Origin of the sequence: Arthrobacter sp. KNU-44 (genome assembly GCF_051843155.1) — a bacterium.
In the GTDB taxonomy this organism is placed as follows: Bacteria; Actinomycetota; Actinomycetes; order Actinomycetales; family Micrococcaceae; genus Arthrobacter.
Map to the genome: position 1 here is coordinate 2,715,300 of NZ_JBPXNG010000002.1, position 18,307 is coordinate 2,733,606.

The following is an 18,307-nucleotide window of genomic DNA, read 5'->3' on the forward strand; positions in this document are numbered from 1 at the left end:
GGAAAATGGGGCAGAGAAGTTAGGGGATCAGGTCCTGGGCGCGCTTCTGGGCGTCGGCCATGGTGGTTTTTGCGTCTTTGCCGTAGTAGACGACGTTCTCGACGGCTTTGCCGAGGATGTCGTCGATCTGCACGTAGCTGTTTCCCGGGTAGGAAACCCACGGCTGGAGACGGTCAAGCTGGGCGAGGTTCGGGGCCAGGAGCGGGTTCTTCTGGGCCCAGTCGTAAAGGGAACCACCCGGAGCGGTCAGCGAGGTGCGCAGGGGCAGGTAGCCGATCTTGGTGGAGATCTGCTCGTAGGCGTGGTCGCTGGTCATGAACTTGATCAGTTCCCATCCGGCGCGCTGCTTCGCGGGATCCTGCGAGAGGACGAACAGGGCCGAGCCAGAGTTGGTGGGCACGGCAGGCTTGCTGCCGAAGGAGGGCATGCCGGCGGCCTTGAGCTCCCATCCGCCCTTCGTGGCTGCCGACATGAATGAGCCTTGGAGTGCTGAAGTAGTGAGGATGAAAGCGGTGTCGCCCTTCGGGAGGCCTTCGTATTGCGCGTTGCTGTCTGCGTTGCGCAGCACGCCGTCCTTCGTCAGCTGTGCGAGCTTCGTGACGGTGTCAACGGCCGCGTCCGAGCCGAATCCGATCGTCTTGCGGTCATCGGAGAGGATCTGGGCCCCGTTCGACTTGAAGACGCCCTGCATGCACCAGTTGCCCCCGATGCTTGCGCACGAAATGTCCAGGGATGGCTTTCCGGTCTTCGCGGAAACGGCCTTTGCGGCTGCCTCCACCTTGTCCCAGGTGGAGAGGTCCGGGTTGGTGATTCCGGCGTCGGCGAGCTTGGTGGCGTTGTAGAAGAGGACAGGGGTGGAGAAGACGTAAGGAATGCCGTAGGTCTTGCCGTTCCAATCGGCGAGGTGCTTCGCGTTGGGGTGGAACGGGTGGGCGCCGCCGAGGGCGTCGTCGACGGCTTTCTGGCCGACCAGGTCGCTGATGGGCTGCGCGCCGAGCTGGGTGGCGGCGAAGTCGAGGGAATCGAACGTCAACTGCGCGACGTCGGGTGCGTGTCCGGCGAGGAGTTGCGTCTGGACGCTGCTGACCGTGTTGGATCCGACAGCGCCGCCGCCCTGCGGTGCCTGTGCGGTGACGTGGATATTAGGGTGGGCCTTTTCGAAGTCAGCTACCAGGCCTTTGACGGTATCCGTCCAGACGCCGGCTTGGGCCAGGTTGTAGCTTTCGAAGGTGATGTTGATTTGCTGGTCTGCCGTGAGTTCAGGGATGACCTGGTTGCTCACGGTGCTGGCCTGCGTGGTGCCGGAACAGCCAGCGAGGGCCAATGCGGCGGTGCCAGCGGCGATGGTCAGTGCAATTGAACGGAGAGGGCGCACAATATTTCCTTGATTGCTGGGTTGGGTGTAGGTCCTGCGGGTTCCGGTTTGGGGGCCGGGGTATGGGGGGAAGAGTGGATATTAGACCGAGGCCGCAGGCTGCGCCGAGGTGGCAGCGGACGCGTGCTTCGCGTCTGATTGCCATTCGAGGCGCCGGCCGCTTGTCCGGTCAAAGAGATGGAGATTCCTGGCATCGGCGCTGAGAACGACGGCGTTGCCCGGCTCCCAGTGCAGGCCCCGCGGGGCGCGGACGGCCACGCGGTTCTCGCCGACCCGGCAGTAGATGACCTGTTCGCTGCCGAGGTTTTCGCTCAGGTCAACGATGCCCCGGAGGGCTGCCCCGGAGCTCGGCGCGGCTGCGGAAGAGCCAGGTGCGTGGATGCTCAAGTGCTCAGGGCGGATGCCCAGCACCACGTCCCGCTGGGGTGTTTCCCCATCCCACAGCACTGCTTCCAGCGACGGTGCCATGACGGTGATGGAGCCGTTGCTGGTGGAAAGTTCGGCATCGATCAGGTTGGTGGCCGGGGATCCCAGGAAGCCTGCCGCGAACACGGATGCCGGCTTGTCGTAGAGCTCTTCGGGCGTGCCGAGTTGCTCGAGCTGACCTCCGTTGAGCAGCGCGATCTTGGTTGCCATGGTCATGGCTTCCACCTGGTCATGCGTGACGTAGATGAAGGTGGCACCGAGGCGCTTGTGCAGTCCGGCCAGCTCCTGCCGGGTTGCGGTGCGGAGCTTGGCGTCCAGGTTGGACAGGGGCTCGTCCATGAGGAAGGCCTTGGGCTCGCGCACCAAAGCCCGTGCCACGGCGACGCGTTGGCGCTGGCCGCCTGACAGTTCCTTGGGCTTGCGGTCCAGGAGGTGGCCGATCTCCACCATTTCGGCCACGGCCTCCACGCGCTTCTTGACTTCCTGCTTGTCGGTGCGCCGCACGTGGAGCGGGAAGGCAAGATTTTTCGCGACGCTGAGGTGCGGGTACAGGGCGTAGCTCTGGAACACCATGGCCAAGTCGCGCTTCTTGGACGGGGCGGTGGTGATGTCGGTTCCGTCCAGCTCGAGCGAGCCCGACGTCGGTTCCAACAGGCCCGCGATCATGCGGAGCAGGGTGGTCTTGCCGCAGCCGCTGGGGCCGAGCAGGACCAGGAAGTCACCGTCTTCAACGGTGAGCGATACGTTCTTTACGGCCGACACGTTCTTGAATGAACGCGACAACTGGTTGAGCACAAGTCGGCCCACGAGCACCTCCGGGGAAACGATGTTTCCTAAATCGAATTATTTAGGAAACGTCTTACCCTTGAAGGGTGGGGCTCGATTATTAACAGTCGGTGCGGAGTCGATGAACTCCCCGTGGGCGGACAGGAAACAGTTGAAACTGCCCGCGTTTCGCGCCAAAAGCTATTCGGGGTTTTCCACCATGTGGAGGACTTCTTCAAACACGGCGGAGCGGGCGCGTTCAACATCGGGAGAGTCCGCAGTCACTGCGGCATGCAGGGCGGACAGCACCAGCATCTGGACGATATTCCCAATGGGCAGCTGGTCGTTCCACGAATGAAATTCCGCCCCGGCCACCAGCGTGTGGGTCGAGAGCTCGGCGAGCTCGGATTTCGCGTAGCTGGTCACCCCGATAACCGTGGCCATACGGTCGGCCGCGATCCGCGCCGAGCCAATCGTGAAGGAGTTCATTCCGCTGTCACTCACGGCGATGCAGACATCCCTGGCGGAGAGGAGTTTGGCGGAGATGTGTTGCGAAACAATGTCGGATGGCGCCTCGCATTGCACCCCGGCGGCCAGGAACCGCAGGGCCAGGGATTGGGCGGGAGCGAGGGACCCTCCATTGGCCAGCACCAGAAGTCGCCCGCCTTCGCGGATCGCCTTCACCGCGGCGTCGAACGCGTCGAAGTCCAAAGACCCTAAAGCTCCGCGGATGTCCTGGGATGCCCGGGAAAAGATCCCGGAGACCAGATGTTCCGATGATCCGGGTTCGCCGGTTGCCCCCGACTCTTCCTGCTGGATGCTGTCCCGTGCCGCGGCGCCCAGATCGCGCAGCAGGACTTGGCGCAAGTGCTGGAACCCGTCGAAGCCCATGCTCTTGCATGCCCGTACGATCGTCGCCGGGGACGTCCCCGTTTGGGTGACCAGATCCGCCACCGACATCCTGGCCACGGTTTCGGGGGAATCGAGGCACAATTGCGCCACGCGCTGTTCGCTGCGGGCCAGCGAGGGGAAAATCGACTTGATGTGCGCGCGGGAACCGCCCAAGGGCGGTTCGGATTTGTACGGGGTCATTCGCCTTTCATACCAGATTCACTTGAACAGCGAACCAGCAGCGCCGAAACCGACGACGGGAGATGCCTGCCGTCGTCGGGCCCCCACCCGTATCAGTCGAGTGGCAGGGTGACGGTTACGCAGGTTCCGTTGCCTGGACTGGAGACGATGGAGACATCGCCGCCCACTTCGCTGACAGCGATGGACATCAGGCGGAGCCCGAATCCGTGGTGTGCACCCGCGGGGGCCTGGTTGTCGAAGCCGGCGCCGTTGTCCGTGACTGTCAGGCGGATCCCGTGGTAGACGGCGGCGAGCCGGACGGTGACGTCGTGGGCGTGCGCGTACTTGAACGCGTTGCTGAGGACTTCCTTGGCCGCGTGGTAGAGCAAGGAAGCGGAGCCGGACGAGATTTCGACGCCATGGTGCGGCGTCTCCCAGTGGATTTCGGTCCCTTCGCGGCGGAGCGGAGCGGCCAAGCGGTCGATGCAGCCCGCGAGCCCCAAAGAGTGGAAGTCAACGGGTTGCTGATCGGTAATCACGCCGTTGATGGCAGTGACTTCGTCCAGGGCTGTTGTTGTCTTCATGGCCGGTTCTGCTCCCCTTGCAGCTTTGGTGCCTTCGCCGGCGGATGGGTTCCGCCTGTGCTTGCATTAAGACTGGACCAGAGGAGTTAAGGTTCCCGCGATATTCAGTTAGTTTCGTCCTAATTTTTTGTCAGGAATCCCTACTTCGCGAGGAATCCGAGCAAGGCCTGGTTGACCTCAGCACCATGCGTCCACAGCAAGCCGTGCGGGGCGCCGTCGATCTCCAGGTATTCGGCGCCGGGGAGTGCTTCGGCGAACCTCCGGCCGGTGACGTCGATGGGGAGGATGTTGTCCGCGGTGCCGTGCACGATCAGGGCGGGAACGTCGATCTTGGGGATGTCCGCCCTGAAATCGGTAAGCCACGTGGGCTGCGCGGCCACCGAGGCGTAGGCGCCTGACTGGGCTGCCAGGTTCCAGCTGGCGGCGACTGCTTCGTGGCTCAGGCGGTGCGTTCCGAGGAAAGTGGGGGCGTTGTAGAAGTTGTTGAAGAATTCGGTGAAGAAAGCGTAGCGATCGGAAATGACGGCTTCGGAAAGTCCGTCGAACACGGACTGCGGGACGCCCCCTGGGTTGTCCGCGGTCTGCAGGAGGAACGGCTCCAAGGACGCAAGGAACACGGCTTTCGCCACCCGGGCCGAGCCGTAAGTGCCAAGGTAGCGGGCCACTTCACCGGTCCCCATCGAGAAGCCCACCAGTACGGCGTCGTTGACATCAATCGTGTTCAGCAGGGTGTTCAGGTCCGCAGCGAAGGTGTCGTAGTCGTAGCCGACAGTCGGCTTGCTGGACTTGCCGAATCCGCGGCGGTCGTACGTGATAACGCGGTAGCCTGCGTTAAGCAGTGCGGCGGTCTGCTTTTCCCAGGACGATCCATCCAGGGGATAGCCGTGGATAAGGACCACTGCCTGGCCGGTCCCGTGGTCCTCGTAGTAGATCTCGATCTCGGAGCTGTTTTCATTTCCGACGGTGATGTAAGCCATGACTACGGTCCTTTCGTAGCGGATCTTGCCGAGCGTTTCCAGCCTACTGTCCGGGCACGACGGCGGCACGCCCCACGCCATCAAGACGCTCGCTCACGTATGTGGGGGTTGCGGCGGACGCTCGCTCACGTATGTGGGGGTTGCGGCGGACGCTCGCTCACTAACGGCTCGGGAATGAATCCAAATACTTGAATGTTCAATTAATTATGGATTTTGGAATCTTCACTTTCGGTGAGCTATCCCGCGACATCAAGACCGGAGTCTCCCTGTCACCGCACCAGCGGGTCAAGGACATCATTGAGCTGGCGAAGCTTGCCGAGCAGGCAGGACTATCGTTCCTGGGCCTGGGGGAGCATCATCGGCACGATTTCGCCCTCTCTGCCCCGGAAATGGTGCTCGCGGCCATCGCTCGGGAAACCACCAACCTTCGGCTGGGCACCGCCGTCACGGTTCTCTCCACTCAGGACCCTGTCCGGCTCTTCGAGCAGTTCTCCACGCTGGATCTAATTTCGGGCGGGCGGGCAGAGATCATTGCCGGCCGTGGCGCCTTTGTGGAGTCGTACTCCTTGTTTGGCCACAGATTGGAGGACTATGACGAGCTGTTCGAAGAGAAGCTGAACATGTTGCTCGCGCTGCGTGACAACGACAACCTTCGCTGGGAGGGAAGCCTGACCCAAACCGTCTCCGGGATGGACATAGCGCCCCGTCCGATCCAGGAAAAGTTGCCCATCTGGGTCGGCGTGGGCGGTACTCCGAAGAGTTTCGTCCGGGCGGGGCGGTTGGGCCTGCCGTTGTTTATCGCTCTGCTGTCCGGGCCGGCACGATTCCGCCGGCTCGTGGAACTGTACCGGGAGACCGCTGAAAACGCGGGACACGACGCTGCCGCCCTGCCAGTCGGCGCGGGTGGCCATTTCTATGTGGCGCCGACGTCGCAGCAGGCCCGGGACACCTTCTACCCCTACTATCGCGCCTACTTCGAGCAGAACATGCCCCGGCCAGTTGACCATTTCCCGCGGAACACCTTCGATGAGTGGACCGAACCGGGTGGCGGCCTGCTTGTGGGAAGCCCCCAACAGCTCGTCGAAAAGCTACTGGAAATTCATAGCGCCCTCGGTAACACGCGGTATCTGGCTCAGATCGGTCTCGGCGGCTTGCCTTTCGCTGAGACGGCGCGGTCCATCGAGCTCCTGGCCACCGAAATCATCCCTGCAGTGAATCGCGAGATCGGCGTTGCTCTTGCGCGGTAGGCCCCATAGCTGAGCGAGGGTTGGGGAAAGAGGCCCCATAGCTGAGCGAGGCGAAAGTTGTCAAGCTGTGTGGAGTCACTGGGCTAGTTTTTGGGGTGTTTTGGTCTGGGGGAGGTTGATCCCGGCGTATGTGGCGGGGGCCGGTGTGGTGGGTCGGCGGCGGAATCTTCCCGGGTGTCGTTCGTAGTAGTCCTGGTGGACTTTGTCTCGCTTGGTCCAGAGTTCTTTCCACGACCCGTCGTGGACCTGTGATGGTGAGAACAGTGCGATGCCGGAGTGTTTGTGATCGGTGCTGTACCAGTGCACGTAGCAGGTGAGGTACTCCCTGGCGGCCTCGAGATCGTTAAAGATCCGGGGGTAGCCGGGCCGGTATTTCATCGTGCGAAAGCCTGACTCCGAGAAGGGATTGTCGTTGGAGACGTACGGGCGGTTATGGCTGAGTTCCACGCCGTGGGCGGTGAGGGTGTCACGGAGCAGGGTTGATCTCATGGCCGGGCCTGAATCGGCATGCACGATGCGCGGGGCGCCGTGCCGGGCGATGGCTGTCTTGAACATCTGCGCGGCGAGGTGGTCGGACTCGCGTTCCTCCACCCGCCAGCCGACGATTTCCCGGGAGAAGATGTCCATGATGGAGTACACCTTGAAAACCTTGCCCTGCCACTTGGCATAGATGTCGGTGATGTCCCAGGACCAGACCTGGCAGGGTCCGGTGGCCTTGACCACCGGCTTTTCAGAGGAACCACGCGTGCCCCAACGCTTGCGCGGGATGGTTGGGCGGGCCTGCTGGTCCTCGTAGTCTGCCGCGATCCGCCACCACGAGCGGTTGGAGGCGAGCAGCTCGCCGTTGTCCCAGGCTGTGGCGAAGGCATGGTCAACGGAGTTGCCCTTCTCCCAGCTGGCCAGGATGAGCCCCAGGATCCGGTCCTGATGCGCGGAGCTGATCCGGGATTCGTAGGCCCGGTCGCTCTGGTGGATCGGGTGCTGCACCGCCGGACGGGGATTGGACCGGTAATGCCAGGTCCCGCGCGAGAGGCCCGCCAGCTTGAGCGCTGTCCGCTGGGAGCCGATGATCACATGCAGTTCCAGGACCAGAGTGTTCTCGGCCGCTATGAATCGTTGTGAGCGCTCGTCGGGGTTGTATCGGGCTCTGGCACGCTCAACTCGTGCAAGAGCCCGATAGCTTTTCCCAGCGCGGAATTCGTGTCCTCCAGCTCCTGCACCCGCTTCTGGAGTTTTTCGACTTCGGCACGGTGGGCAGCCATTTCCTTCGCGCGTGCTTTTTCGAACGCGGAGAGTTCACGATTCGTCGGGACCATGCCTCCATGCTCCCGCGGAATCAGGCCACGGTCGATATCGCCCTGGACCATCATCTTGCGCCACCGGCGGAACGTCCATTCCGAAACGGACGTCGAGGCCATCCATTCCTTCCTCGACCCGTGCGGCTGCAAATAGTACTCATGCATGAACTCACGGATCTCTTCACGCGTAAAACCCTTGTTATCAACGGCCATCGCCGGCTCCTTCAATCAACAGGTAATGAATGACTCACAACCAGCTTGACGATGAGGGAGGGTTGGGGAAAGAGGCCCCATAGCTGAGCGAGGGTTGCACCTGATCCCACGCCACGCTTCGCCCTGAGGGAAAGCTCTAGTTGCCCCCAGCAACCAGTCGTAGACTGGCCTTCGAATCACTACGTCAGTTGGAGAACGATGCTCTGGAAACTTCTCGTTCAGTACCTGCGGCCACATCGGCGGCTGCTGATCGCCGTCGTCGTTTTCCAGTTGGCGCAGTCCATAGCGTCGCTGTACCTGCCCACACTGAATGCCGACATCATTGACGAAGGCGTGGCCAAAGGGGATACCGGGTACATCCTTGGCACCGGCAGCCTCATGTTGCTCATCACCCTCCTGCAGATCGCGTGCTCGATCACGGCCGTGTACTTCGGCGCGAAAGCCGCCATGGGCCTGGGGCGGGACTTGCGCGGGGCCATTTTTACCAGGGTGGGGGAGTTCTCCGAGCAGGAGGTCACCCGTTTCGGCGCTCCCTCGCTGATTACGCGTTCAACCAACGACGTGCAGCAGGTCCAGCAGCTCGTCCTGATGTCCTGCACCCTCATGGTGGCGGCGCCCATGCTCAGCATCGGCGGGGTGATCATGGCCGTCCGGCAGGATGCCCAGTTGTCCTGGCTGATCGCCGTGAGCGTCCCCGTGCTGCTCGTTGCGGTGGGCCTCATTGTTAGCCGGATGGTGCCGCTGTTCCGCAAGATGCAGGTCAGGATCGACACCGTGAACCGCGTCCTCCGAGAACAGTTGGCCGGCATCCGCGTGGTGCGCGCGTTCGTGCGGGAAGACATGGAGACGGAACGCTTCGCCTCGGCCAACCAGGACGTCACGGAGATGGCGCTGCGAGCCGGGCGGCTCATGGCACTCATGTTCCCGGTGGTGATGCTGGTGCTCAACGTCTCCAGCGTGGCCGTGATCTGGTTCGGATCGTTCAGGATCAACGACGGATCCATGCAAGTAGGCACATTGATCGCGTTCCTGAGCTACCTCATGCAGATCCTCATGTCCGTCATGATGGCGACGTTCATGGCCGTCATGATCCCGCGAGCCGCTGTTTCAGCGGACCGCATCGGGCAGGTGCTGGAGACCGAATCGAGTGTGCGGCCTCCCGAGAACCCGGTCACGGAGACGGCTGGCCGCGGCGAGCTGGAATTGCGCGACGTCGGATTCGCCTACCCCGGTGCCGAGCAGCCTGTCCTCAGCGGCATCAGCTTCCGGGCACGCGCAGGCCAGACGACGGCGATCATCGGCAGCACGGGCGCGGGCAAGACCACTTTGGTGAACTTGCTGCCACGGCTCTTCGACGCGAGCAGCGGCTCGGTGCGGATCGACGACGTCGACGTCCGCGAACTGCACCCGGACCTCTTGTGGGGGCACATCGGACTGGTACCGCAAAAGCCCTATCTGTTCTCCGGCACGGTCCGCAGCAACCTGCTCTACGGCAAGCCCGACGCCACCGAGGAAGAACTCTGGCGGGCCCTCTCCATTGCACAGGCCCAGGACTTCGTCGAAGAGATGGAGGGTGGCCTTGACGCTCCGATCTCCCAAGGCGGCACCAACGTTTCCGGCGGCCAACGCCAGCGACTCGCCATTGCCCGGGCACTCGTGAAGCAGCCCGAGCTCTACATCTTCGACGACTCCTTCTCCTCCCTGGACACCGCCACCGACGCGAGGCTCCGCCAAGCGCTCAAGCGCCACACTTCCGGTGCCACGATGGTCATCATTGCGCAGCGGGTATCCAGCATCGCGGATGCTGAGCAGATTCTAGTGCTCGACGACGGGCGGCTGGTGGGGCGCGGAACCCACGAAGAGTTGCTTGAGACTTCAGAAACATACCGGGAGATAGTTTCCTCCCAGCTGGCAGCGGAGGAGGCGGCATGAGCAGCGCACCCAGCACCGCAAACCGCCCTCAGCGTCCCCCGATGGGACCAGGCCGTGGCGGACCTTTCGCGGGAATGAGCATCCCCGCCGAAAAGGCCATGAACTTCCTGCCCTCGGCTAAGCGGCTCCTGGGCACGCTGCGGCCCGAGCGCTTGTGGCTGACCCTGGTTCTCTTCCTCGCGGTGGCAAGCGTGACCCTGTCCGTGATCGGCCCCCGGCTTCTCGGTGAGGGCACCAACCTGATCTTCGCCGGCGTCGTGTCCAAGCAACTTCCCGCCGGGGTGAGCAAGGAACAGGTCATCGAGGGACTGCGAGCTTCCGGCCAGGGCTCCAAAGCGGACATGTTGAAGGGCATGGACCTGACTCCCGGCGTCGGAATCGACTTCGGGGCGTTGTCCTCCATCCTGCTGTGGGTGCTGGTCCTGTATGTCCTGGCCTCGGCGTTCGGCTGGATTCAGGCCTACGTGCTCAACGGCGTCGTGCAGCGGACCGTGTACCGGCTCCGCGAGCAGATCGAGGCGAAAATCAACCGGCTTCCACTGCGCTACTTCGACTCCGTGCAGCGCGGCGAACTGCTCAGCCGCGTGACGAACGACGTCGACAACATTTCGCAAAGCCTCCAACAGTCCATCAGCCAAGCGGTCACGTCCCTGCTCACGGTGGCCGGCGTCATCTTCATGATGTTCCTGCTCTCGCCGATTCTGGCGTTCATCACCCTGGTCACGGTGCCGTTGACACTCGTGACCACCGTGCTGATTGCCAAGCGCTCGCAGAAGTTGTTCGTGGCCCAGTGGAAGAACACCGGCGAGCTGAACGGGCAGATCGAAGAAACCTACACCGGCCACGCGCTCGTGAAGGTGTTCGGCCGTCAGCGCGAAGTGGAGGAGCGGTTCCGCGAGAAGAACGCAGAGCTATTCTCGGCCAGCTTCGGGGCCCAGTTCATCAGCGGCTTGATCATGCCGGCACTGACATTCATCGGCAACCTGGTCTATGTCGGGATCGCGGTGGTGGGTGGCCTTCAAGTAGCTTCGGGCGCCATGCAGTTGGGCGATGTCCAGGCCTTCATCCAGTACTCCCGGCAGTTCACACAGCCCCTGGCCCAGCTCGGTTCGATGGCCAATCTGCTTCAGTCCGGAGTGGCGTCCGCCGAACGCGTCTTCGCGCTGCTCGACACCGAGGAGCAGAGCGCCGATCCTGAGCCTTCGGCCGTTCCCGACGTGACGCGCGGGCGCTTGGTGTTCGAGAACATTTCCTTCTCCTACTCGCCAGACAAGCCGCTGATCCAGAATCTGAGCCTCGTGGCCGAGCCCGGCCAGTCGGTGGCGATCGTCGGGCCCACCGGAGCAGGTAAGACCACCCTTGTGAACCTGATGATGCGCTTCTACGAGCTCGACGCCGGGCGGATAACGCTCGACGGCGTCGACGTCGCCTCGATGTCCCGCTACGAACTGCGCTCACGGATGGGCATGGTCCTCCAGGACACGTGGCTGTTCGGCGGCACCATCCGGGACAACGTCGCCTACGGACGGCCCGATGCCACCGAAGCCGAGATTCTGGAGGCTGCACAAGCAACATACGTGGATCGTTTCGTGCACTCCCTGCCGGAGGGCTACGACACCGTGCTCGACGACGAAGGCAGCAACGTTTCCGCCGGTGAGAAGCAGCTGCTTACCATCGCCCGGGCGTTCCTGGCCCGTCCGTCGGTCTTGATTCTGGACGAGGCCACGAGCTCCGTGGACACCCGGACCGAGGTTCTGGTGCAGAAGGCCATGAATGCCCTGCGTTCTGACCGGACGAGCTTTGTGATCGCGCACCGCCTCTCCACGATCCGCGACGCCAACCTCATCCTGGTCATGGAAGCCGGGCAGATCGTGGAGCAAGGCACGCACGCGGAGCTCCTGGCTGCTGGCGGCGCCTACTCGCGGCTGTACGAAGCCCAGTTCGCGGCGCCGGTGGCGGAGGTCTAAGGTCCTGTGGTTCCCTCGGCGTGACGTGTCACGCTGAGCACTTTTTGGCGCCTTGGGCCAGGGGGAAGACCGGAAATCCGGGAGTTTGGACGCGGCCAGCAGCCAAAAAACTGCCTGGTGTGACACCGGCTGTCGCAGGGAGCGGGGAGACGGCGCGGACTAGGCTTGGATCCCATGGACATCAAGCCGCCACAGCTCCTCAGCCTGCCTGGTGGGCAGATTCAACTCCGGGACGCTCGCAGCGGCCGCACCGATCTGGTGGACCTTGTTGCCTTCGAGATTGGAAGAACAGCAGTAACGGGGGCAGAGTTGGCTGCAATTGCCGGGCGTGAGCTGGCGGACCATCCACGGGCGCCAGCACACGGAGTCACTTGGTTTGATGCAATCGATTGGTGCAATGCGGCCTCGGGAGCCGAAGGGCTCAGCCCGGCATATGCCCGCACCGGACGAAGCGTCGAATGGAACGTCGCGGCCAACGGTTACAGGCTACCCACCGAGGCGGAATGGGAATACGCTTGCCGCGCAGGTTCAGGCGGTCCGCACTATGGTCCGCTCGACGAGATTGCATGGACCGCGAAGGACGGAGCCGCGGCAGCCGTCGAGGCCGGACTCAAGAAACCCAACGAGTTCGGTGCCTACGACATGCTCGGCAATGTCTGGGAGTGGTGCTGGGACTATGCGGACCCGGCGAGATACGGCGACTACAGGATATTTCGCGGCGGTGGCTGGGCTGACGAAGCCTGGAATGTGCGTGCGTCGGTACGGCGGGGCAGCGCTCCCGATGCCGTCCTGGAAGATGTGGGTTTCCGGGTGGCGCGCGGCGCCTGTGGTGTTCCGGCTGCAAGCTCGGCGCAGGGTTGGTCCGCCGAATCCGACCGCGAGCGGGCACGGGTACGCGGCCCGATTCCGTTCGGTTGGACTCCGCTGAAGTTCGACTAGTGCGAAGTATCCATGCCCGTTGACACCCCTCAGTCATCGGAATATCCTACAACCAAATGGTTGTAGATCAGCTCAGCGAAACCGAACTTGACCGCCTGTTCCAGGCTCTTGCCGACCCCACGCGCCGGGATATCGTCCGGCGGGTGACTATCGGGGAGTACTCAGTGTCCGGCTTGGCCGCCCTCTACGCCATGAGTTTCGCCGCCGTCCAGAAGCACGTGGCGGTGTTGGAGCGCGCGTCCCTCATAACGAAGGAGAAGCGTGGAAGGGAGCAGATCGTGCGGGGCAACCATGATGGCTTGCAGAAAGCCCGCCAGCTGCTCGATGAGTACGAGGCGATCTGGCGGCAGCGCGTCGATCGGATCGCAGACATCCTCGCCGGAAAATAGGAAGGGTTCCGTAATGACGGTTATCAGTTCCACTAAGAATCCCGAAGCGTTGACCTTGACCCTCGTCGCTGAGTTCGATGCCAGCCCCGAACAGGTCTGGCAAATCTGGGAAGACCCGCGCCAGCTCGAACGCTGGTGGGGTCCACCCACGTGGCCAGCCACGTTCGAGCAGTACGAGTTCGAGCCGGGCGGGATGGCCAGCTATTACATGACCGGCCCCGACGGCGAAAAACCCCGCGGCTGGTGGCGGATCACGTCCGTCCAGGCTCCGAACAGGCTGGAGTTCGACGACGGTTTTGCCGACGAAAATGGCGCACCCGTCGAGGAGATAGGTGCCGGCCACGCGACCGTGACCCTCGAGGAGATCGGCGACCGCACGCGCATGACGATCCTCTCCATCTTCGAATCAGAAGAGCAGATGAAGAAGATGATCGACATGGGTATGGAAGAGGGAATGAAGGAGGCGGCCGGCCAGATCGACGCGCTCCTTTCCGAGCACTCGCGCGCCTGACCCGCCACTCCCTACGGAGAACGCGGGAGACGCGAACGACGGCGGGAGGTGACTCCCGCCGTCGTCGTCGCTTTGCGCCTGAAAGGTCCGCTGTTTACAGGGACTGCGCGTCGAAGGAGGTGGCCTTGGCCGCGCTGCCGTTCAGGCTGACAGTGAAGGTGTTGGGCCCGCTGCAGGTGACCGCAATGCCGGCCTTGGAAGTGTTGTGGCGCATCGAGAAGTCGTGCACCAGCGCGTCCAGCGTGTGGTGGGTGGTTGAGCGGTCCCAAATCTTGAGGGTTACGGAGTCGGCAGTTTCAAACGTCATTGTTCAGTGCTTCCATTCATGAATCCGGATATCCGGCTATCGCGCCAGTGCGAAAGCCGCCGTACAGCTTTTCCATAGTGCACAGCGAGACGCGGACTGCTCAAGCCAGAACGGCGTTTGTTGCTAGTGAGACTCATCACAGCGGCGCCTAGCCGGATGCTAGCTGCAGTGCGCCGAAGACCGGATCCTGATTGAGGACCTGCAAAGTGTGAAGGCCCCGAGCGGCAAGGGCTATCCGCATGGCTGTCTGCAAGGTGGGCTGGTTCATCCCGAGGCCTCCACCGAGGACAATGGGCCCCTCGATGTTCAGTTGCCCAGCGCATTTCGCCGCCAACGAGGCAAGATCGGCGCCTGCCTGGAGGATCATGTCCAAGGAGGCGGTATGCCCCGAGGCCGCGCACTCGAAGACAATCGGAGATTTGGAAGCCCAAAACTCGCGCCCCGCGTCTCCATGGAAGAGGGCAATCAAACCCTCCGGGCCGAGGAGTCCACACGATTTCACAAGAGCTTTCGTCAACTCGTCCGGGCGTAGCCCGTTGTTCATGCGTTCGAGGCTGTACCTCACCGCTTCACGACCGAACCAGTAACCGCTGCCTTCATCGCCAAGCAAGTAACCCCAGCCGCCCGCACGCGCTTGGTCCACGCCATTGGTGCCCCAGGCCGCCGATCCGGTGCCGGCGATCACTGCGATTCCTGTGTTGAATCCTGCGGCAGCCAGCAGAAGGCGCGTGTCATGGACAACGGAGACGACGGCGTCGGGAGCCAACGGCTGGATCAGTTCCTTCAGTGCGTTCGCGTCTTCGGCGGTGTCGATCCCTCCGGAACCAACCACCACCCGCGCAACGGACCCGCCCTGGAGGGTGGCGAAGACACCCTCCAGGTTGGTGCGGGCTTGGGCGCGGCTCACGTTCTGGACATTGGCGCTACCGCCGGAAGTATCGGCAACGGCGGTGCCATTCAGCCATTTGATGCCGCGCGTCTTCGAACCTCCGATGTCCAGACCTACGACGGCGCCGATCATGCCGGGGTGTGCCACTGCTTAGCCCTGGTCTGCGCGGTAGAAGTACATCTCACGCGATCCCGAAGGGGCATCCCAGCCTTGGGCGAACATCCAGCTTCCGCCGAACTTGAGAAGTCCGCCCCAAGCCAGCGATCCACCCCTGTGCACCGCTTTCTGTGTGAACGGCTGCTTCACGTCATAGAGCGCCTGCGCGGCGGAGAATTGGCCGTCTGCGTCGCCGTAGAAGAAGTCGAGCACGAGCTTGCCGCCGTCGCCCCCGGTGCCGCCGTCGTCGACAATGGCGCAGGCCACTTCGTGCAGTGAGCCGCCCAGCGGCCCAAGGTCCAGGTATTCCTGCGGTTCAAACGTCCAGTTCACCATGTCGGCGGACCGCCCCACATGGGTGGTTCCGCCGCAGCCCTCGGACAGGTACATCAGGTAGTGGCCACCGATCTTGACGGCGTCGCCCTGGGCGTTTCGGGGGATGACGGCCCCCTTGGCCCAGAACCGCGAAACCTCGTAGGGGACGGCCAGGCCGAGCTTTTCCCAATGGATCAGGTCGTCGGACACCGCGACATTGATGTCGCAGCCGACGTCGCCAAGGGGATAGACATCCGGGTCCTGGCCGGCCTGCTCTTCGCTGCGGTCGATCGTCCAGATCCCGTTGTAGAACATGTAGTAGCGGCCATTGGCCTGGTACACCTTGGGGTCTTCGCAGCCAAGGATCTCATTGTCCTGGGTGGGGTAGATCACGGGATTGGAAGGGCTGTCCTGCCAACCGGTTTCCGGATCGTAGACCGCGACGCCGATACGGCTCGAGACCGATTCCTTCCGCGGGGATGCACGGTAGAAAAGGTAGAGTTTGCCGTCGCGCTCCATGACGGAGGGATTGAAGATTGAATCCGCAGTCCAACCGATGCCGGTGGGATCGGCCCAGTCCTGGACTTGCCGGAACGTCAGGGAATCGTCCTTGCGGAACGGGCCCACTGCCCATTCCGGGTGCTCAGGGTACTCGGCGGAAAACTGGTCGGTGGAAATGGTGTCGGTCAGCGGATTGCTGAACGTGAGTGCTCCCTCGTAGCTGTGGAGCAGGGCTTCTTTGGTGATTTTCTGCATGGTTCTTCCTATGGGGATAGCTGCTAGTTGCGGACCAGGGTCACCCAGGTGAACCCACCCGGGGCTACAGTGACGCGGCCGGAGTGGTCTGCGCCGTTCTGATCTGGACCTGGTGTGACGGGCTGGCCGGAAGCGTCAAAGGCCTGCTGGCTCAAATGGAACCCTTGGGGCACGTCCACTTTTCGATCGGTGCTTCCCGACGCCGCGCTGATGTACAGGGTCGATTGGCCTCCGGAGCCGGAGACGGAAACCGAGGAAATCTGCGGCTGCAGCAGCACACCGTCGATCGACACGTCGCTTCCGGCCTTGGCCATCAAGCTGTCCTGCCCTGCCGGAATTGCGTGGTCAAGGGAGAACGGGAAGAGCTTGCCCGGAGCCGCCGTGATACCTTGCTCGCCGGCGCCACCGTTGGGCGTGGTGCCGAGGAAAGTGCTCCCGGATGTCCACGACGTGGTTCCGGCGGCTTCGGGGCGCTGGTTCACGATCGGGTACGCATTCCGTCCCTGGTCCGAGACCGGGACCGTGATCTTCAGGGTGCCGCCCGCGTTGAGGGCAACGTACGCGCCGCCTGACCAGTTCGCCTCACCGGTCCATGCGGAGGCAGGCTTGACGACTGCGCCGCCGGTGATGGTCCCGGTTTCGGCTTCGGCCACCTTGAGTCCGTCCGTCCCCACGGTGCTGCTGATCCCCAGGGCCTTGGCCTTGAGCTCTGGATTGGCATCCAGAGCGAGCATGGACAACAACGTGTGAATGGTGGATTCCGCCCCGGAGTTGGGGTTGACGCGGCCGTCGGTTTCGATGCCGTCGATCGCGGTGCCTGTTGCCGGGTTATAGGCGGGCTTTCCACTGCGGTTCGCACCGAAGTACCAGCCCGCAGCAACCGCCGCGACGTCCAGCAGGCCCGGAGCATTCGCAGCCTTGGCGGTCGCCACGAGTCCTTCGACTCGTGAGTCCACGCCGTAGGCTATCTGTGCCTCACCCGGGGTCGGGCTCCAGGCATTGTCCGGTCCGCCCGCGGCGAGGAGCTGCGGAGTGAATTGGGCGGAGTCCTTCACGGCGGCAGTCAGCAGATCAGGCCGATGCAGTACCGGGGACGCATTCGCGACGGCGGCCGCGGCCATTCCGCCCCAAGCGTGCCACAGGGTTCGGGACTGGTTCCACGGAAGAATCGCGCCGAAGGGCCACTGCTGAACCGATCCTGAGGACATACCGGCGACACCTTCGGTGAGCTGGCTCAGCGCGGTAGCGGCAGCGCCGTCGTCGGGCGCTGCCTTCGAGTAGGCGGAGAGTCCGAGCACGGCTTCCGCCGAGGCATCCGCCCCTCCGGTGATGAGCCAGGCAGGGACCTTGGCGCCGTCGGCAATGTCGTACTTCCCGTACTTGGCGAGGGACTGCTTGTTCAGGGACCCGACGGCGAGGTCCAGCCTGGACTGCAGGAACGCGGCGAACTGGGGATCGGCAGACTTGAACGCGGCATACCCTTCGCCCAGCGCCCACACGGTCCGGGCAAGCCAGTAGGACTCGGCTGAATCGCTGGGGTCAGGAAGCTCTACCGGCTTGGCACTCGGCGTCAGTGTGCCATCCGCTTGCTGCCACAAGACCACGTTTCCGGCGTTGGGGCCGGAGATTGTCTGCAAATACGTCAGCTCGCGCAGCATGTCGAAGGCACGGGTGCGGCTCGAGGCGTCACCGGTCTGCTGCCAGTGGCGCAAGTAGACGACGGCGGTGCGGGCGATGTCGTCCGCGTTGAAGGCCCCTTGGCTCCAGTAACCCGTGGTTGCGTCCTTGGAACCTCCTCCTACCCGCGTATAGCTTCCGTCAGCATTCTTGTTGGCATACGTCCACGGTGCCTGTGCCGCGGGGTGTTCACCGATCTGGTACGTCGTGTGGCCATCCACAGCGTGAAGAGGAACGGTGTCCAGCAGGAAATTCAGGTGGGACAGATTGGTCAGCGGCGCCTGGGACGCCGTGGCCGGCGCCTGCGACGCAGCAGCCGGAACCGGCTGCGTCGCTGAGGCAACCCCCGCCCCGGCCAGGAGCATCGACAGCGTTGCAACAACTGCGACCGGGGTGGATTTCAGTCGTGCATAAACAAGGGGAGGTGTCATGTCGAACTCCTAGGGGCGTGGAAGAACAAGGGCTGGACTACTGAAGCCGGGGTGCTGCCTAAGGCGCGGACCGGTCCTTGGC

General features: G+C 63.2%; 17 protein-coding genes. 6 read left to right on the top strand and 11 right to left on the bottom strand.

What is annotated here, in order from left to right; genetic code table 11:
* Positions 1-19: 19 nt before the first annotated feature.
* The 5 genes from ACSVHC_RS13745 to ACSVHC_RS13765 all read right to left on the bottom strand — a co-directional run bounded on the left by ACSVHC_RS13745 (position 20) and on the right by ACSVHC_RS13765 (position 5,198).
* Entirely contained in the window at positions 20-1,375 is a 1,356-nt protein-coding gene (locus tag ACSVHC_RS13745; RefSeq protein WP_437771510.1) for an ABC transporter substrate-binding protein, read from the bottom strand.
* Positions 1,376-1,456: 81 nt separating this feature from the next.
* Positions 1,457-2,563: an ABC transporter ATP-binding protein gene (locus tag ACSVHC_RS13750; protein WP_439181020.1), complete on the bottom strand. Its 1,107-nt coding sequence runs from the start codon at positions 2,561-2,563 to the stop codon at positions 1,457-1,459.
* A gap of 204 nt (positions 2,564-2,767) precedes the next feature.
* Positions 2,768-3,658 (bottom strand): MurR/RpiR family transcriptional regulator, encoded by an 891-nt coding sequence (locus tag ACSVHC_RS13755; RefSeq protein WP_437771508.1) that lies wholly within the window; start codon positions 3,656-3,658, stop codon positions 2,768-2,770.
* A 92-nt stretch (positions 3,659-3,750) separates the two neighbouring features.
* Positions 3,751-4,221 (bottom strand): sensor histidine kinase, encoded by a 471-nt coding sequence (locus tag ACSVHC_RS13760; protein WP_437771507.1) that lies wholly within the window; start codon positions 4,219-4,221, stop codon positions 3,751-3,753.
* 140 nt (positions 4,222-4,361) lie between these two features.
* A complete protein-coding gene (locus ACSVHC_RS13765) occupies positions 4,362-5,198 on the bottom strand; it encodes an alpha/beta fold hydrolase (RefSeq protein ID WP_439181021.1) in 837 nt (278 codons plus the stop codon).
* 206 nt (positions 5,199-5,404) lie between these two features.
* On the opposite strand from ACSVHC_RS13765, the gene ACSVHC_RS13770 reads away from it, so the two are divergent.
* Positions 5,405-6,445, top strand: a complete 1,041-nt coding sequence (locus tag ACSVHC_RS13770; RefSeq protein ID WP_437771505.1) for an LLM class flavin-dependent oxidoreductase — start codon at positions 5,405-5,407, stop codon at positions 6,443-6,445.
* Between the two features lie 75 nt (positions 6,446-6,520).
* Here ACSVHC_RS13770 and ACSVHC_RS13775 read toward each other — a convergent pair whose 3' ends face one another.
* Both ACSVHC_RS13775 and ACSVHC_RS13780 read right to left on the bottom strand, forming a co-directional pair.
* Entirely contained in the window at positions 6,521-7,519 is a 999-nt protein-coding gene (locus ACSVHC_RS13775; protein WP_437771022.1) for a transposase, read from the bottom strand.
* A gap of 32 nt (positions 7,520-7,551) precedes the next feature.
* On the bottom strand, positions 7,552-7,956 hold the full coding sequence (locus ACSVHC_RS13780; protein WP_437771023.1) for a hypothetical protein: 405 nt from the start codon (positions 7,954-7,956) through the stop codon (positions 7,552-7,554).
* Positions 7,957-8,154: 198 nt separating this feature from the next.
* Between ACSVHC_RS13780 and ACSVHC_RS13785 the strand changes: the two genes are divergently transcribed.
* The 5 genes from ACSVHC_RS13785 to ACSVHC_RS13805 all read left to right on the top strand — a co-directional run bounded on the left by ACSVHC_RS13785 (position 8,155) and on the right by ACSVHC_RS13805 (position 13,694).
* Positions 8,155-9,888 (top strand): ABC transporter ATP-binding protein, encoded by a 1,734-nt coding sequence (locus ACSVHC_RS13785; RefSeq protein WP_437771504.1) that lies wholly within the window; start codon positions 8,155-8,157, stop codon positions 9,886-9,888.
* Positions 9,885-11,855: an ABC transporter ATP-binding protein gene (locus ACSVHC_RS13790; protein ID WP_437771503.1), complete on the top strand. Its 1,971-nt coding sequence runs from the start codon at positions 9,885-9,887 to the stop codon at positions 11,853-11,855. The genes ACSVHC_RS13785 and ACSVHC_RS13790 overlap by 4 nt, the downstream gene beginning before the upstream one ends.
* Before the next feature lie 174 nt (positions 11,856-12,029).
* Positions 12,030-12,794 (top strand): formylglycine-generating enzyme family protein, encoded by a 765-nt coding sequence (locus ACSVHC_RS13795; RefSeq protein WP_437771502.1) that lies wholly within the window; start codon positions 12,030-12,032, stop codon positions 12,792-12,794.
* A 56-nt stretch (positions 12,795-12,850) separates the two neighbouring features.
* Positions 12,851-13,183: an ArsR/SmtB family transcription factor gene (locus tag ACSVHC_RS13800; protein ID WP_437771501.1), complete on the top strand. Its 333-nt coding sequence runs from the start codon at positions 12,851-12,853 to the stop codon at positions 13,181-13,183.
* A gap of 13 nt (positions 13,184-13,196) precedes the next feature.
* Positions 13,197-13,694: an SRPBCC family protein gene (locus ACSVHC_RS13805; protein ID WP_437771500.1), complete on the top strand. Its 498-nt coding sequence runs from the start codon at positions 13,197-13,199 to the stop codon at positions 13,692-13,694.
* A 94-nt stretch (positions 13,695-13,788) separates the two neighbouring features.
* Here the strand turns inward: ACSVHC_RS13805 and ACSVHC_RS13810 are convergent, their stop codons facing one another.
* From ACSVHC_RS13810 to ACSVHC_RS13825, 4 genes are all read right to left on the bottom strand, one after another.
* Positions 13,789-14,001 carry a hypothetical protein gene (locus ACSVHC_RS13810; RefSeq protein WP_437771499.1) on the bottom strand — a complete coding sequence of 71 codons (213 nt, stop codon included), beginning with the start codon at positions 13,999-14,001 and terminating at the stop codon, positions 13,789-13,791.
* 148 nt (positions 14,002-14,149) lie between these two features.
* Entirely contained in the window at positions 14,150-15,037 is an 888-nt protein-coding gene (locus ACSVHC_RS13815; RefSeq protein WP_437771498.1) for an N-acetylglucosamine kinase, read from the bottom strand.
* Positions 15,038-15,040: 3 nt separating this feature from the next.
* Complete coding sequence (locus tag ACSVHC_RS13820) at positions 15,041-16,117, bottom strand: glycoside hydrolase family 130 protein (RefSeq protein ID WP_437771497.1); 1,077 nt, start codon at positions 16,115-16,117, stop codon at positions 15,041-15,043.
* A 23-nt stretch (positions 16,118-16,140) separates the two neighbouring features.
* On the bottom strand, positions 16,141-18,225 hold the full coding sequence (locus tag ACSVHC_RS13825; RefSeq protein ID WP_437771496.1) for a carbohydrate-binding protein: 2,085 nt from the start codon (positions 18,223-18,225) through the stop codon (positions 16,141-16,143).
* Positions 18,226-18,307: the final 82 nt, after the last annotated feature.